Raw genomic sequence first — 14,141 nt, forward strand, 5'->3', positions numbered from 1 at the left:
GACCTGTTGATTTCATGGTCTATTGCAAGATTCAGTTCTGGAGAGCACTCTCATCCACCTGGGCATCCACTGCTGCCCTACTGATGGACTCAATTCCGTTCAGACAACCTGCTTTTGTTGCATATCCGTCTTCAGCCATAGCAATGTTCAAGCCGTTTGAGGCCAAAAGCCGATATCGATATTTTCCCGCACTGTCAAAGTACACCTCATATTTGGGATACTTGAGTGATGGACCTGGCTTCTGCAACGTCTGGTCCTCAATTGGAGAAAGTGCATTCTTCTTGATTGTCTCCACACCCTCCCGGCAGGTAACAAGGCTTGAGTAGTTCTTGCTGGTAAGTACCGTCTGGTAGTTTGCAGCCTGTAGGCTGAACCGATAGAAACCTTTGGGGGTTTTGGTAATGATGAATCTTCCTGGCATAGGCCGCTCCTTCTTTAGTGGTGCTTTCAGTATAGGAAGGTAACAGAGTAAAAAGCAAGAAGTGGATACTATCTACCAGCAATGAAAATGATTATGTCTTGTTTTTATGGTGCAATCAGGGACATGTTACTGTGTGCAAACAGCACAATCGATACTCAGCAAGGTCTGCAGTGCATACAGAGGGCGATCTCTAAGATAGGCCTTTTTGGATGCACCATTTGAAGAGGATAGGATGTAAGGGAACGAATAGGAACCTTGGTCCAGGAAGGCAAGCAAGTTCTCATTTGACTGGTCATTGACGTGACCTGCAAAGATGATTTCCAGTCTATTACCATACATCCGCTTATACTGGTTGTATTGCTCTTTCAGTTCTTCTGCATACTCTACACAATACGGACACCAATCGGCCGCATAGTAGATCAGAAGATACTCCGAGTCCACGGCAACAGGATTGCCCTGCCGGTCATGGGCACTTTGTACGATCTTTCCATAGGAGTTCATAGGTTCGGTAGGTAACGTCAGACTAACAAGAGACCAAGGATGAAAGAAAACTCAAGTCAACAATGAACACAAGCCTAATCATCATACTAGGTGGGGGTATACATCAGAAAGAATCAATGAAATGTTCTTCTGAGACTTTAACGGCGATGTATTTCCTACCTCTACCTACTTGACATTATACCCTACTGGGGTATATAAGATAGATATGATACAGGAAATCAAGACAAAGCTCGACCCGCGGCTTGCGAGAATCGAGGGGCAGGTAAAAGGGATCAGGAACATGGTACAGGAAGAGCGGTACTGTGTTGATATTCTGCTACAGCTTTCAGCGGTAATCTCGGCCTTGAAAAAGGTTGAGGACATGGTGATGGAGAACCACCTGAACACCTGTGTAGCTGATGCAATGAGAAGCAATGAAGAGGCTGAGCAAAAGCAAAAGATCAATGAGTTGATGGATGTAATTGCAAAGTTTCGCAGGCAATGAAAGGTATCAATACCTCAGGGCAAGCCCTGGACTCAAGAGGCGTTGCCTCCTTTTCCGCCCCAAGGGACGGGGTATCTCACCTTGCTTTCCCGGCACTCGCTCGGAAGAGGAACCATCATGCTGATTCCTTTCCTCTCGCTCCGTTGGGGAATGAAAAAGCAAGCAATCGATATGACTGCTTGCCTATGGGCGATGCCAGGATTGAACTGGCGACTTCCACGATGTCAACGTGGCACTCTCCCGCTGAGTTAACCGCCCGTGTAAGTACAAAAGGGATAGTAGCGGAAAAACCGTGGTCTGTCTAGTGGTAATGAGAAAATTTCCCCCTCCAATAGGGGATGATAGGAGTATACAATTATGAAAACAATTATCCTGACCAAGGGAATGCACTGTAATGGATGTGAAACCAGAATGGTGAACGCATTGCAACAGATAGAAGATGTTACATCTGCCAAGGCTGACGCAAAGAGCGGAAAGGTTGTGATTAAGCATAAGCGTGATGAGACCATCAGCGAAGCCAAAAGCTTAATTGGTGAGATAGGATTCGAGGTGGTAGAAGCATGAAAAAAGAGATACAGGTAGGAATCGGTGGGATGACATGTGCTTCCTGCTCCTCCGCTGTTGAGCGCACGCTCAACAAGCTGGATGGTGTGGAGAGGGCCCAGGTCAATCTTGCCACCGAGACCGCTACCATTTCCTTTGACGAGGATGCACTTGGACTCGAGGGGATCAAGAAGGCAGTCTCCAGGATTGGGTATTCTGTTGTCGACAAGCTCGATGCAAAACAGAAGGATGTGGAGAAGCAGAAGGAACTGAAAGCACTGGGAAAACGCCTTACAATCTCGGCTGTACTCAGCGTCTTCCTGCTGGCCATCGCCATGGGACCGATGCTCGGCCTCAGACTTCCCTTCTCCGTACTGACCAATGCATTGCTCCAGATGGTACTGGCCCTCGGCACCATGGTGGCTGGATCGGCGTTCTTTACCAAGGGGTTCTCAACATTGGTAAAGCGGGAACCCAATATGGATAGCCTGGTAGCTCTTGGCACCTCGGCGAGTTTCCTCTACAGCCTTTGGGGAGTCTCTCAGATATTCATGGGAAACCAGATGGCCGCCTACAATCATCTCTACTTTGAGGGAGTTGGTATCATCATCACGCTTGTGATGCTGGGTCGCTACCTTGAGCATCGTAGCAAGGGAAAGACGGGGGAAGCCATCAGAAAGTTGATGGAGCTTGCTCCGTCCACTGCTACGGTCTTGAGAGATGGCAATCAGGTTGTCATCAGTGCTGATGAGGTACAGATCGATGACATCATTCTGGTAAAACCGGGAGAGAAGCTTCCTGTGGATGGTGTAGTTCTTTCCGGCAGTTCATCCATCGATGAATCTCTCTTGACTGGTGAAAGCCTTCCCGTGGAAAAAATCCTAGGGAGTGAGGTGTATGCAGCTACGTTGAATACAACCGGCACACTCCAGTACAGGGCAACAAAGGTCGGCGCTGACACTGCATTGGCTGCTATCATCACCTTGGTACAGGATGCCCAAGGTTCAAAGGCCCCTATCGCTCGTGTTGCTGACAAGATCTCTGGCATTTTCGTTCCAATCGTCATGGGCATCTCTGTCGTGACTTTCATCGCATGGATGCTCTCTGGCACTCCATTCGACATTGCCATCATGCGGGCGGTAAGTGTGTTGGTCATTGCCTGTCCTTGTAGTTTGGGTCTTGCTACCCCAATTGCCATCATGGTCTCTACAGGAAAGGGAGCAAAGCTCGGAATTCTGTTCCGCCATGCTGCAGCTATTGAACAGCTGAAGGATGTAGGGACGGTAATCTTCGACAAGACTGGTACGTTAACCGAAGGCAAACCCAAGGTAACTGATGTTCTTGGAGAAGACCCTGCTCTACTGATGCAACTGGCGGCCAGTGTGGAGAGCAGCAGTGAACATCCCCTCTCCCATGCTGTGGTGGAAGCAGCAAAGGAGAGAAAGACCACACTCCTGGAAACCCAGGACTTCAAGGCCTTGGTTGGCAGTGGGATCCAGGGAACCATTGATGGAGCAATGGTTCGTATCGGGAATGTGGCGCTCATGAAGGAAAATGGGATTACCATCACAGACAAAACAGAGGCACAACTTACGCAACTGAGCGACCAAGGGAAGACTCCCCTGCTAGTGGCTAAGGAGAAAACCTTGATGGGTATCATTGCTGTTGCCGATACCCTGCGTCCGGAGACTGTGCAAGCAGTAAAGACCTTGCGTGAAGCTGGACTGAAGACCATTATGCTGACTGGAGACAATGAGCGCACTGCTAAGGCGATTGCAAAGCTTACGGGAGTGGATTCCTATAAGGCTGAGCAACTTCCGGGGCAGAAAGAGGCGGCAATTACTGAGCTTGCAAACCAAGGTAAGGTAGCCATGGTCGGGGATGGCATCAACGACGCCCCTGCCCTTGCCAAGGCTGATGTTGGTATTGCAGTTGGTAGTGCCACCGATGTTGCCAGGGAGACTGCAGATGTGGTTCTCGTCAGGAATAACCTGAAGGATGTCACCAAGTCGTTCCAGCTTTCAAGGGCAACGATGAGGAATATCCACCAGAACCTGTTCTGGGCGTTCTTCTACAACACCCTGGGCATTCCACTTGCAGCTGGTGTTCTTACCATCTTCGGAGGTCCTGGGCTCAGTCCGATGTTTGCAGCATTTGCCATGTCGATGTCCAGTGTCAGTGTGGTGTTGAATGCATTGAGGTTGAATAGGTTTAAGTAGAAACATAGAGATACAGGAACCTTCAGTGTAGAGGGTTCCTGTGCTTTCTTCTACGAAATTTATTCCACCCTTAAAGCAACTCCTCCAACTTCGCTCTTTCTTGCTTCCTGTTACCACCTAGAGATCTCTCTATTTTCTGCTTCCATGTCTTTTCAACAGCAGAAAGGAAAAATGTGTACAGTGGTTCAAGGTCTTCCTGCCTGTCATAGGAGCGTAATCCATCGAAGTACAGTGAACGATCCTCTTCGTAAACGATAAGTGGAGGATGGTCATTACTCATGAGAAAGTAGTTAAGCAGTGTTCGGCCTACTCGTCCGTTCCCATCTGCAAAAGGATGGATATACTCAAAACGTGCATGAAAGTAGGTTGCGGCTTTGAGAAGTATTTCTGGTTGTATCGCTTTTCTTTCTGATAGATCTTGCATCTCTGTCAGCAGGAGAGCAATATCATGAGGCACATCTTCTGGTGATGAACCAACCTCAAGCAACCCTGTAACGTAATCATGTTTCTTGAACTCTCCAGGACGTTCCTCCTTTTCAAGATAACGTCTCTCATCATACGTCCCGGCAGTAAGAATTGCATGAATTTCCTTAACCAGAGCCATAGTAATAGGCTCTTTCCCACATATCTTTGGTAAAAGAAATTCATAACAGGTCTTTTGGTTCTGTTGCTCAAACAGAGTGCGAGGATCACCAGTAAATGAGCTTACCTTGTTATTATGAAATATCTCATGGGTATCATTGTAGGAGATTGCATCATTCTCAATCTTTGCAGAGTGATATGCAAACAAGATCCTAAAGTTATCAAGGTGCTGGTTCAAAGATGCTGGGGTTTGTATTGCAAAGCTTTTCCAGAGAAGAACTGCTTTATCATAGATACGTTCTGATTGCATACGATAAACTCCTTGTGTTGTGCCCAGTATACCATATGCAGATAGCAACACAGTTGGGAAAAGCAATTCCTGGAGACAACTCTAGCACTTATGAAATGTGTTACCTTGACGAAGAGAATTATGAGGTAGCAAACAACGTTCTGACTGGCCAATATACCTACAACGGCGATGTTACGGAGATATTCTATGATATAGTCATCACCTTTGATTACAATGCTAGCACAGATCAAGTATCATTCTCTTGTGAAGGCGAAGGGATTCTAGACGGCAAATCCTTCAGCTTCTATCCTAATCCTGATTTCAACTAAATCTATTGAAAAATGTAATGAGCAGATGCTAGAAGATGGACCTCAACTCATTAGCAAGTTTTTCAATTTATGGAAAATCTTCAAGAATTCTTTAACAGTTCTTGAAGATTTTTTGTTCTCTTTGAATGCCATGTAGCAATACAAATATATTTTGAAATATCTGGTAAGATTCTTTGAACTTTCTGTTTAAGGAATGTGAAGAATCTCATCTTTGTGTGACAATAATTTGAATTTGTAAAGATATTTGAAGATGACTCAAACTTGACGATTTCTGGTTTTGTTTTTATTCCTCCCATTAGAATTAGATCATTCACCAAATAATGCGGAGGAATATGTATCATGAAACGGAACAATCGGATGTTTGGTTTGCTTCTTATCTTCATGGTTGTAGTCATGCCACTCTTTGCTGACTACGAAGGACTTTCAATATCTACCAACTATCCTTCCCTGAATGTCAGCTCCACTGACATGATTACCTTTGACCTTAAAGTGAAGAACTACAACCTTGCTCCCCAGCGAGTCAATCTCTCATTGACAGGGTTACCTTCAGGATGGGAATACCAATTCGTCGGTGGTGGAGGTCTGGTCAATGCTGTCTTTGCTGAACCTGAGTCAACATCAAATGTTCAGCTTTGGGTTATTCCAGAGGCAACGGGTAAAGAAGCCACCTATAACTTCTCTGTACATGCAAAGGGAGAAGAAGATGCATCCTTCACCCTGCCACTTACCATCACCATGGGAAGAAAGCTCCCGCAAAGACTTGCATTGGATACAGAACTTCCAATCATAAAGGGAGATCCCTCTTCTGATTTCACGTTCAATGTTACGTTGAGAAACAACAGTGCAGCCGAAACACTCATTGACCTCTATGCTGATGTTCCCCAAGGTTTCTCTGCATCCTTCAAGGAACAGTATGGGTCGAAGACACTGAATACCCTCTCCCTGAATGCAGGCTCGTCGAAAACCATCCAGGTTACAGTCTCCCCTTCTTCTGGTATCGCAGAGGGTAACTATCCAATAACCATCACTGCTCGATCCTCTGGAGCAGAGGCTTCTGTACCCGTCACCCTAGAGGTACAAGGACAGGCAAAACTTAGCCTCACCGGACAGGGAGGACTGCTCAGCGCAAGCGCTGTTGCAGGGAAGGAAAAAGTCCTGGATCTGGAGCTGGAAAATAGTGGCAGTGCAGAGGCTACCCACATTGAACTCTCCTCCTACACACCCTCCAACTGGACCGTTTCTTATGAGCCATCTGTAGTGGAATCTCTCCCAGCTGGAGAAAAAGTTACTGTGAAAGCCACAGTAAAACCATCGAGTGAAGCACTTACTGGAGACTATAGCCTCACTCTACGGGCAAACAGCAAAAATGCAGGCAATATATCAGAGAAATTCAGGATTACCGTTCGAACTTCTTCCCTGTGGGGCATTGTCTCAGTAGGTATCATAGCAGCAGCAGCCGTACTGTTGGTATTTGCAGTGAAGAAATTCGGACGACGGTAACAGGAGGTTAAACCATGGGCAACGAAATCGTATTGAGCGTTTCCCATCTGTCAAAGCAGTACCGCAAGGGGGTGAAGGCAGTGGATGACTTATCCTTTTCCCTCAAGGAAGGAGAGATCTTTGGTCTCCTTGGGCCTAATGGTTCAGGAAAGACCACCACCATCCTTATGCTGCTGGGACTCCTGGAAAGCACGGAAGGTACAGTGGAAGTACTAGGCCACAACCCATTCCGTACACCGTTGGTGGTAAAGAGACAGGTGGGCTATATGCCGGACGCAATAGGGTTCTATGAATACATGACAGCCTATGAGAACCTTGATTATACTGCCAGGTTCCTTGGTCTGGATGCGAACGAAAGGGAAAAACGTATCAAAGCATCAATTGCCAAGATGCGATTGACTGATCGCATGCATGACAAGGTTAAGACGTACTCCCATGGCATGAAACGAAGACTGGGACTAGCTGAATTGCTGGTAAAGGAACCCAGGATTGCCATTCTGGATGAACCTACCCAAGGGCTCGATCCCCAGTCCATTCGCGAATTCCTCTCCCTGATCACTTCCCTCCGAGACAGCGAAGGGATGACATTCCTACTCTCCAGCCATCAGCTGGATGAGGTCCAGTCTGTCTGTGACAGGGTTGGGCTCTTCTCACGAGGGAAGTTGATCAGTTTTGGTTCAGTGGATGCACTGGGAGAGGAACACTTCGGCAAAGAGGTTCTTATAGACCTGCAGGCAGAGGGCAAGGATGACTTGGAACTTCTTCTGAAAAAGCAAAAGGGAGTAATCGGTGTAGACAGACAAGGAGATAACCATTACCTGGTCACAGCTAGTGAAGACATCCGTCCGATCCTTGCCCAGCAGGTATTCAGTGCAGGATGCAATCTTACGTCTCTTGAGATGAAGAAGCACTCACTGAATGAAATCTATCAGTTGGCGTACAAGGAGGCGAGCAATGAATAAACGTGAGGGTTCTGCATTGACTGGCTTGAAAGTAATTTGGCTGAAAGAGATGCAGGATTATGCAGGAAATATCAGGATGATCATCCTGATGCTCCTAATCATCCTCACAGCCGGAGCAAGCATGTATGTTGCAGCCCAGACACTTCGCTCATTTGTCGGGGAGGACTCGTTCATGCTGCTCAATCTCTTCACGATCAGCCAAGACCCCATTCCATCCTTTCTCTCTTTTATCTCCTTCCTGGTTCCATTGACCGGCATCGCCCTCGGGTTCGATGCAATCAATTCAGAGTTCCAGAATAGGACACTGGGAAGAGTGCTTTCACAACCGATTTACCGGGATGTCTTGCTCTTTGGAAAAGCCTTGGGCGCAGTAAGTGCCATGGCGATCATACTGTTGGCACTCTGGCTGCTGGTTATCGGGTGCGCAATGTTGTTCCTCGGAGTACCACCATCTGGTGAACAGATTGCAAGAGCCTTTGCATTCTACGTGGTCACTCTGCTCTACGCACTCCTGTGGTACTTAGTGGGTATGATGTTCTCCATCATATTCCGCCAGAGTGCTGTATCAGCATTGGTAGCTATTGCCTTGTGGCTCTTCTTCATGATTTTCTGGCCTATGATCTCCCAGCTTCTAGCCTATGCCTTCGGAGGTGGAGACAGCTTCCAGACTGCAAAACTGGAGGTGGTACTGGGAAGAATTTCTCCCTACAGGCTCTACACAGAGTCGGCCTTGGCAATTTTGAATCCCTCAACCAGGTCCTTGGGAGTAGTCCTTTTCAGCCAGTTGCAGGGAGCCATTATGGGAAGTGCCCTACCCTTTGGTCAGAGCATGTTGCTTATATGGCCGCATTTCACTGCTTTCCTGGCAACAATCATTCTGTTGTTTGCTATTGCCTATGTGCTGTTCCAGCGTAAAGAGATTAGGATGTAAATGTATCTGGAGTCGTTATATCAGAAATGGATAACGACTCCACATCAATTCCTATTGGCCATGTTTATTTCAATCGAAAATTGGCATTTGTAACATGGTATCTTTCAATGCTATTTCATTTTATCTATTTCCTTCCCTTGATAAATCACTATTTGCCACTGCACTAATTAAGTATGAAAATTTCGCAACATATGTTCCCAGCCCTTAGGAAGAAGTACGACTCGTAGGAATCTTTTACCATTTGTTCTATTCCATCACCGGTATTTATCTTTATCGGATGTGAAGAAGTAAACCATTCAGGAGCAGGAAGGTCATCTGGAACCATGGAAGCACTGGATCAAGCTCATGGGTCGGGGGAGTTTGATAAGGGCACATCTGTTGTGCTGGCAGTAGATCCTTATGGAGAGGCCAAAACCAGAGATTTTTACGTAGACATGGAGAGAGAATCGACCATCTATCATATTGAGGGATCAGGAACCTTGGAGGGAGTACGATTACTGGGACCTATACCTATACAACTACAGAGAAGAATGAGGGCAGCCTAAGAGAAACAAGCACCGAATCATTGACTCCATTACCCTGGAACAAGAAGGTAATGATGTAACAGTTTCCTGTACTGGAGAAGGACCTCTTGCTGATAAAACATTCCAAGGGGCTCAGAACCTACATACACATCTGCGGACCTTTATGGAGACTGGTTGTTCCTTGATGAGTCATGATGATGATTCTGCAAACAACAGCACAATGGACATCCACAACTACACAACAGGCTATAATGAGTACTCATTCAAAGGAAGCGGGGCACTTGATGGTTTTTCTATCACAGGGGTATATCATTATTCTCGTATCAGCACAGCTCCTGAGACAGTAGAGTCAAGTTGGTTTGAATATGAAGATGAAAAATCAGAATCCCATCATCCGATTGCAATGAATATTTCGTTTACCGGAAGTCAGATGACCATCACTTGCAAGACATCAGAAGGTCCCATGACTGGCCTCACGTTTAGTGGAGGAATCAAGCAACCAACACCGTAAGTTCAATGCTTGGGATTATCCCCTATAGATACACCAACTGCACCGTTTTCCGGTGCAGTTGGCTTTATGAGTAGTACTTCAACGATTCAGAGAGTTCATGAGAAGGCTTTATCGCAGGTCCTTCTTCATGACATCATACTCTTCCTTTGTCAGCTCACCCTTTGCATATCGCTCTTCAACAATACGGAGTGCTTCCCCAGAAGCATTTCTCTTCTTTGAGGTTCTGACAATTGCAATGATGGAGAGCGTCAAGGCAGCAATTACTGCAAGAACAACAAGTCCCATAATCCACATGCCACCATCGTACATACCATAGCCATAGCCTAGGCTATGATGACCGAATCTTCCTGCGTCCCAAAATAACGAATTATACATACACATTCCTCCTAATACCCAAGATCTTTACGTAATTCCAAATAGGTGTCCCTATCAATTTCGCCCTTTGCGTATCGGCGATTAACTACATCCAATGCTGATGGTTCCTGGGGTTTGAACCCAGATTTATCAGACTTAACCATGAAGTAAATAAATACTCCTACCAAAATCAGTAATACTAACATCATATCAACTCCTATACCCCCTGAGGGTATATAAGAAGTATCATCATATAGCATCTATCCGTCAAGGTTACTGCCTATCAATTCACTAGGAGTTCACATAACTTCATGGTTCTTCACATTCATCTTGGCGTATAGTGATACATCTTTTGTCTACTCACTATCTGAATCTGCGATGCCTACTTTTCCTATACTGATACTGTAGAATTCCAAGCTCTTTCTCTTTCTTCCTTCTCTGCCCCATCACTTCTTCCCAACTCATCACTTCACGCTTCAGTAATAAGTAGTGTTCATACCTGTCATGTTCCAACTCCCCTGATTGCAGTGCGCTCTTTACTGCACACCCTATTTCTCCGGTATGACTACAGTCATGGAACCGACAATAAGCGACCAGAGCTGCGATATCAGAATTTTAAAGCTTGCATGATATTCAATATCTTAGCGCAGGTATCCTCAAAGCTAATATTTTTCGCATAATCAAAATTTATCTGATAGTTTGTCCAAAAAGTATGCATCCGGGGGTTATCTCTTACATTGATTACAATAGCTTGATAATCGGTCAGAAGAGGTAGACTACCCCTTTTGGTAGCTGTCCTTTCCAAGGCAGATCTCAGAAGAGAGAGATCACAGTCTCCCCAACGTAAGGAATACAGAATATAAATATCATAGAAATCTCTTGGCCTGGTGTTGGCAATATTCCTAGACAGTATCGTTTCCAACTTCTCAGCCAGAATAGTCTCCAGATTGTATGTCATCATCGAAATGGCGCGATCTTCAAAAAGCAACGGAAATGTATACTCGATTTCTCGCGGTGTAATCCTGTCGTCAGTCGTCACATCAACTGATAGAGGAACTCGTAAAGGAGGATAACTGGCAATCAGGCTGACACGGATGCCTGGGTAATCATCGGTTTCTCGGATATCAGTAACTCGATTGAATGAAAATTTTACATTATCATCTACCCTTATGGCACAGACTTGTTCAAATACGGTCTTGATGGATTCATGATTCAGCGTGAAGCCTTTGATGGTTACATCAAGATCCATGGTGGATCGAGATCCAAGTCCGACCATGACAGCAATCAGAAACCCTCCCTTGATGATAAAATTCTCTCTGTAGCTGGAAAGGGACAACCGCTCCAATAACCGTTCCATCAGATAATTCTGCATGACTATTTGGGCTGGGAGATGCTTTTCGGCTGCCAGATTCTTAATCCGCGCCTTCAACTGCATCGGGTTGCTCGTGATCATAATAGAATCTCCATGTAGGTCTGAATTTTTGTCTTGACCTGAAGCTTTTGTGCATAATCCATGAGGCGGGCAATATCCTTCTCCCGTGAACTGGCATATATCCTCATTGCCTGGCTCACCACCTGTATATCTGCTTTGTGGCGGGTTTGAACCATATCACAGAGAGTACGCTCGATGTTATAGGCTTTGATGGAGTTACCACTTGGAGAAGATAGCGTCATGATTCCCAACTGATATGTTTCCTTGCTGGCCACTTTAGCTACAAGACCTCGCTTGAGGACATTTCCCACATTGTATCCGAAGGGAAATGTCATGGTATACCGTGAAGGAGTCCGGTCGGTCAGTGCATGAAGATACAAAGCGGTCTCATGGGAAAAGATTCCCCTTGAGAATCGCCATTGGAGAATAAAAAACTCATCTTCCCAAGTTTCCGGGAGTGTATACACACCTCGCTCAACTCGAACAAGCAATCCGCTGTGTACCATGGAGGTGAGGCATCGCCTTGGAATGCCTGCCTTGGTCACTTGGGTGCTCGTGATGATCCCCTGCTGTGCTTTTGCCATATGAAGAATCTTTGCATTATCAAGGTTACTTACTAAACCTCTCTGTACTTTCATGCTATTTATATTATACCTTTTTAGCATGTTTGTACATTTATTTCTATAAGAACTTCCTAAATTTGCCCTGATGATTTGAATTAAGAGAATTTATACTGTATAAAGTCTTCCTTGAAATCAAAGCATCAAGGAAGGTCAAACATCTATACTTGTTTTCCCTCTCTCCTTCTGTATTGATAGAGCACCTTCCCCAACGTTTTATCCTTCTTCCTTCTCTGCCCCATCACCTCTTCCCAACTTATCGCTTCACGCTTCAGTAATAGATAATGTTTATACCTGTCCTGTTTCAACTCCCCTGATTGCAGTGCCTCTTTACTGCACACCCTATTTCTCCGGTATGACTACCGTCATGGACCCGACAATGTGACGCAAGAACTGCACTATCAGAGAAACTCTCAGCAATCGCAGAAGCACTGCTGTTCATCCCCACCCCCCTTATACCTGGGGTATCGAGCAGGATAGCTCCAGAGGGTAGCTGATGGAGAGACCTGGAGGTAGTGGTATGCCTTCCCTTTCCATCACCCACGCGTACTTCTTGTGTTTTGGAAATTTCCTTCCCATAGAGCCGATTTACCAATGTCGATTTCCCGGCGCCGCTAAAACCTAAGAGCATATAAGTCTTCCTTGCCCTCAGAGAAAGGAGAAGGTCCTCTATGCCGTTCCCTGAGAGAGAATCGACTTTTTAAGGTATACCCTCAAGGAGGGAAAACGCTCAGAGGCAATGTTCAGCATTCTCAAAGGATCTTCAACCAGGTCAATCTTGGTGAGTACCAACAGGGAGTGATATGATCAGCAGAGAGAATGAAAAGATATCGTTCTATCTTTCGAATAGTAAAGTCGGAGTGACTGTCGATCACCAAAAAATGTGACATCCGCATTACTGGCAACCACCTCTTGACCTCCAGCATGATATCCATCTTCATGTACAAGTGGTTTATGGAATTCGGTAATGCATGAAAGTACTGCTTCAAGCAGGCCCTTCTCAGACTTACAGGAGTTCACAGCACACAAATCCCCTACTACAGGTGCTTGCTGTATCCCAAGGTCAAGAAGATTGTTAAATGCTCCAGATCTTTGAAGCAGGTATGAATGTATTCCATCACTGTCCCAGTAGTAACCTCTGCTTTCTTTGATGATACGTAGAGGTATATACCCAAGCGTACTGAAAGGCACAAAGTTTTGTGCCAATTGTTCGTTCCACCCAAGGAAGCTGGGTTGAGTTGTACTATGTTGTATTTGCATGAGAACCATCCAGGTTTCTAATGATACAAGAAACAGCCTACCGCTGTTTTGGTAGGATTCGCCGGTATGTGTTTATCTTTACTGTTCTCTGGTTTTCAAGATCAACACCGTTACCAGGGTTGCCTTACAATCTCCAGATGGATGGTCTTTATCCTAACTCCATTGTGAAATAATGATATCACTACAATACATCTGCACTTTGATCCTGTTGTTTACAAAGAACCTTTAATGTTTTTATATGCTTCTATGTATGTTTCTACGGTATAGGATCGAAGAATCTCTGCAACAAGGTCGAGGGGAATTTCTTCCAGGGTTTTGAACCTAATACAAGATTTTCCGAGCATGAGCTTCTTACTCTGCTTCTGGAGCTTCACCATTTTCTTGTCATCCATGTAGAGCGGCATGAGGTAGAGGGAGAAGCCATGCTTCTGTACTGAAAGGGCTGCATACCCAATAGGTTGCTTGTTATAGGTATCAGGGAAGGAACGCAGGGGTATTTCATAGCTGATCATTCCCCAGTTCATACTTTCCTGGATTCCCTCTGGAAGATTCTCAAGGATCAATTTCCTGAGTGGTTCAATAACGGAGCGTTGCTCGCTGGTAAGCTCTGAGAGATATGCTTCTACGGTTGTTGCTTCTGATCGCATGGCAGGCTCCTTACATTCTATTGAGATATTGG

The 14,141-nt window shown here is 45.5% G+C and carries 18 protein-coding genes and 1 tRNA gene; 9 read left to right on the plus strand and 10 right to left on the minus strand.

The window, feature by feature from the left end:
• Positions 1–31: 31 nt before the first annotated feature.
• A complete protein-coding gene (locus DYP60_RS07230; protein ID WP_117330255.1) occupies positions 32–421 on the minus strand; it encodes a YegP family protein in 390 nt (129 codons plus the stop codon).
• A 126-nt stretch (positions 422–547) separates the two neighbouring features.
• Positions 548–922 carry a peroxiredoxin family protein gene (locus DYP60_RS07235; RefSeq protein ID WP_117330256.1) on the minus strand — a complete coding sequence of 125 codons (375 nt, stop codon included), beginning with the start codon at positions 920–922 and terminating at the stop codon, positions 548–550.
• A gap of 205 nt (positions 923–1,127) precedes the next feature.
• Here DYP60_RS07235 and DYP60_RS07240 point away from each other — a divergent pair, with 205 nt between their 5' ends.
• A complete protein-coding gene (locus DYP60_RS07240; protein WP_117330258.1) occupies positions 1,128–1,406 on the plus strand; it encodes a metal-sensitive transcriptional regulator in 279 nt (92 codons plus the stop codon).
• A 186-nt stretch (positions 1,407–1,592) separates the two neighbouring features.
• Here the strand turns inward: DYP60_RS07240 and DYP60_RS07245 are convergent.
• Positions 1,593–1,664: transfer RNA gene (locus DYP60_RS07245), tRNA-Val, on the minus strand.
• A gap of 99 nt (positions 1,665–1,763) precedes the next feature.
• Here DYP60_RS07245 and DYP60_RS07250 point away from each other — a divergent pair.
• Both DYP60_RS07250 and DYP60_RS07255 read left to right on the plus strand, forming a co-directional pair.
• The gene (locus DYP60_RS07250; protein WP_117330260.1) at positions 1,764–1,970 is read left to right on the plus strand and encodes a heavy-metal-associated domain-containing protein; all 207 of its coding nucleotides are present in this window, start codon (positions 1,764–1,766) and stop codon (positions 1,968–1,970) included.
• Positions 1,967–4,168 carry a heavy metal translocating P-type ATPase gene (locus tag DYP60_RS07255; protein ID WP_240622841.1) on the plus strand — a complete coding sequence of 734 codons (2,202 nt, stop codon included), beginning with the start codon at positions 1,967–1,969 and terminating at the stop codon, positions 4,166–4,168. The genes DYP60_RS07250 and DYP60_RS07255 overlap by 4 nt, the downstream gene beginning before the upstream one ends.
• A 70-nt stretch (positions 4,169–4,238) precedes the next feature.
• Here DYP60_RS07255 and DYP60_RS07260 read toward each other — a convergent pair whose 3' ends face one another.
• Positions 4,239–5,060, minus strand: coding sequence for a Fic family protein (locus DYP60_RS07260; protein ID WP_117330262.1), 822 nt, complete (start codon positions 5,058–5,060; stop codon positions 4,239–4,241).
• A 35-nt stretch (positions 5,061–5,095) separates the two neighbouring features.
• Here DYP60_RS07260 and DYP60_RS07265 point away from each other — a divergent pair, with 35 nt between their 5' ends.
• From DYP60_RS07265 to DYP60_RS07290, 6 genes are all read left to right on the plus strand, one after another.
• On the plus strand, positions 5,096–5,368 hold the full coding sequence (locus DYP60_RS07265; protein WP_133299310.1) for a hypothetical protein: 273 nt from the start codon (positions 5,096–5,098) through the stop codon (positions 5,366–5,368).
• 339 nt (positions 5,369–5,707) lie between these two features.
• Complete coding sequence (locus DYP60_RS07270) at positions 5,708–6,868, plus strand: COG1470 family protein (RefSeq protein WP_117330266.1); 1,161 nt, start codon at positions 5,708–5,710, stop codon at positions 6,866–6,868.
• Positions 6,869–6,882: 14 nt separating this feature from the next.
• A complete protein-coding gene (locus tag DYP60_RS07275) occupies positions 6,883–7,830 on the plus strand; it encodes an ABC transporter ATP-binding protein (protein ID WP_117330268.1) in 948 nt (315 codons plus the stop codon).
• Positions 7,823–8,761 (plus strand): ABC transporter permease, encoded by a 939-nt coding sequence (locus tag DYP60_RS07280; RefSeq protein ID WP_117330270.1) that lies wholly within the window; start codon positions 7,823–7,825, stop codon positions 8,759–8,761. The genes DYP60_RS07275 and DYP60_RS07280 overlap by 8 nt, the downstream gene beginning before the upstream one ends.
• 323 nt (positions 8,762–9,084) lie before the next feature.
• Positions 9,085–9,306, plus strand: coding sequence for a hypothetical protein (locus DYP60_RS07285; RefSeq protein WP_117330272.1), 222 nt, complete (start codon positions 9,085–9,087; stop codon positions 9,304–9,306).
• A 163-nt stretch (positions 9,307–9,469) separates the two neighbouring features.
• Positions 9,470–9,796, plus strand: a complete 327-nt coding sequence (locus tag DYP60_RS07290) for a hypothetical protein (RefSeq protein WP_133299311.1) — start codon at positions 9,470–9,472, stop codon at positions 9,794–9,796.
• Positions 9,797–9,904: 108 nt separating this feature from the next.
• On the opposite strand, the gene DYP60_RS07295 is transcribed toward DYP60_RS07290, so the two are convergent.
• The 6 genes from DYP60_RS07295 to DYP60_RS07320 all read right to left on the minus strand — a co-directional run bounded on the left by DYP60_RS07295 (position 9,905) and on the right by DYP60_RS07320 (position 14,109).
• Entirely contained in the window at positions 9,905–10,171 is a 267-nt protein-coding gene (locus DYP60_RS07295; RefSeq protein WP_165849531.1) for an SHOCT domain-containing protein, read from the minus strand.
• Positions 10,172–10,182: 11 nt separating this feature from the next.
• On the minus strand, positions 10,183–10,359 hold the full coding sequence (locus DYP60_RS14230; protein ID WP_165849532.1) for an SHOCT domain-containing protein: 177 nt from the start codon (positions 10,357–10,359) through the stop codon (positions 10,183–10,185).
• A 398-nt stretch (positions 10,360–10,757) separates the two neighbouring features.
• On the minus strand, positions 10,758–11,603 hold the full coding sequence (locus DYP60_RS07300) for a nucleotidyl transferase AbiEii/AbiGii toxin family protein (protein ID WP_117330277.1): 846 nt from the start codon (positions 11,601–11,603) through the stop codon (positions 10,758–10,760).
• Positions 11,600–12,220: a type IV toxin-antitoxin system AbiEi family antitoxin domain-containing protein gene (locus DYP60_RS07305; protein ID WP_206363117.1), complete on the minus strand. Its 621-nt coding sequence runs from the start codon at positions 12,218–12,220 to the stop codon at positions 11,600–11,602. The genes DYP60_RS07300 and DYP60_RS07305 overlap by 4 nt, the downstream gene beginning before the upstream one ends.
• A gap of 286 nt (positions 12,221–12,506) precedes the next feature.
• Positions 12,507–12,833, minus strand: coding sequence for a GTPase RsgA (rsgA, locus tag DYP60_RS07310; protein WP_240622842.1), 327 nt, complete (start codon positions 12,831–12,833; stop codon positions 12,507–12,509).
• An 841-nt stretch (positions 12,834–13,674) separates the two neighbouring features.
• On the minus strand, positions 13,675–14,109 hold the full coding sequence (locus DYP60_RS07320; protein ID WP_117330282.1) for a DUF1801 domain-containing protein: 435 nt from the start codon (positions 14,107–14,109) through the stop codon (positions 13,675–13,677).
• Positions 14,110–14,141 lie beyond the last annotated feature (32 nt).

Origin of the sequence: Sphaerochaeta halotolerans (assembly GCF_003429665.1) — a bacterium.
Classification (GTDB): Bacteria; Spirochaetota; Spirochaetia; order Sphaerochaetales; family Sphaerochaetaceae; genus Sphaerochaeta; species Sphaerochaeta halotolerans.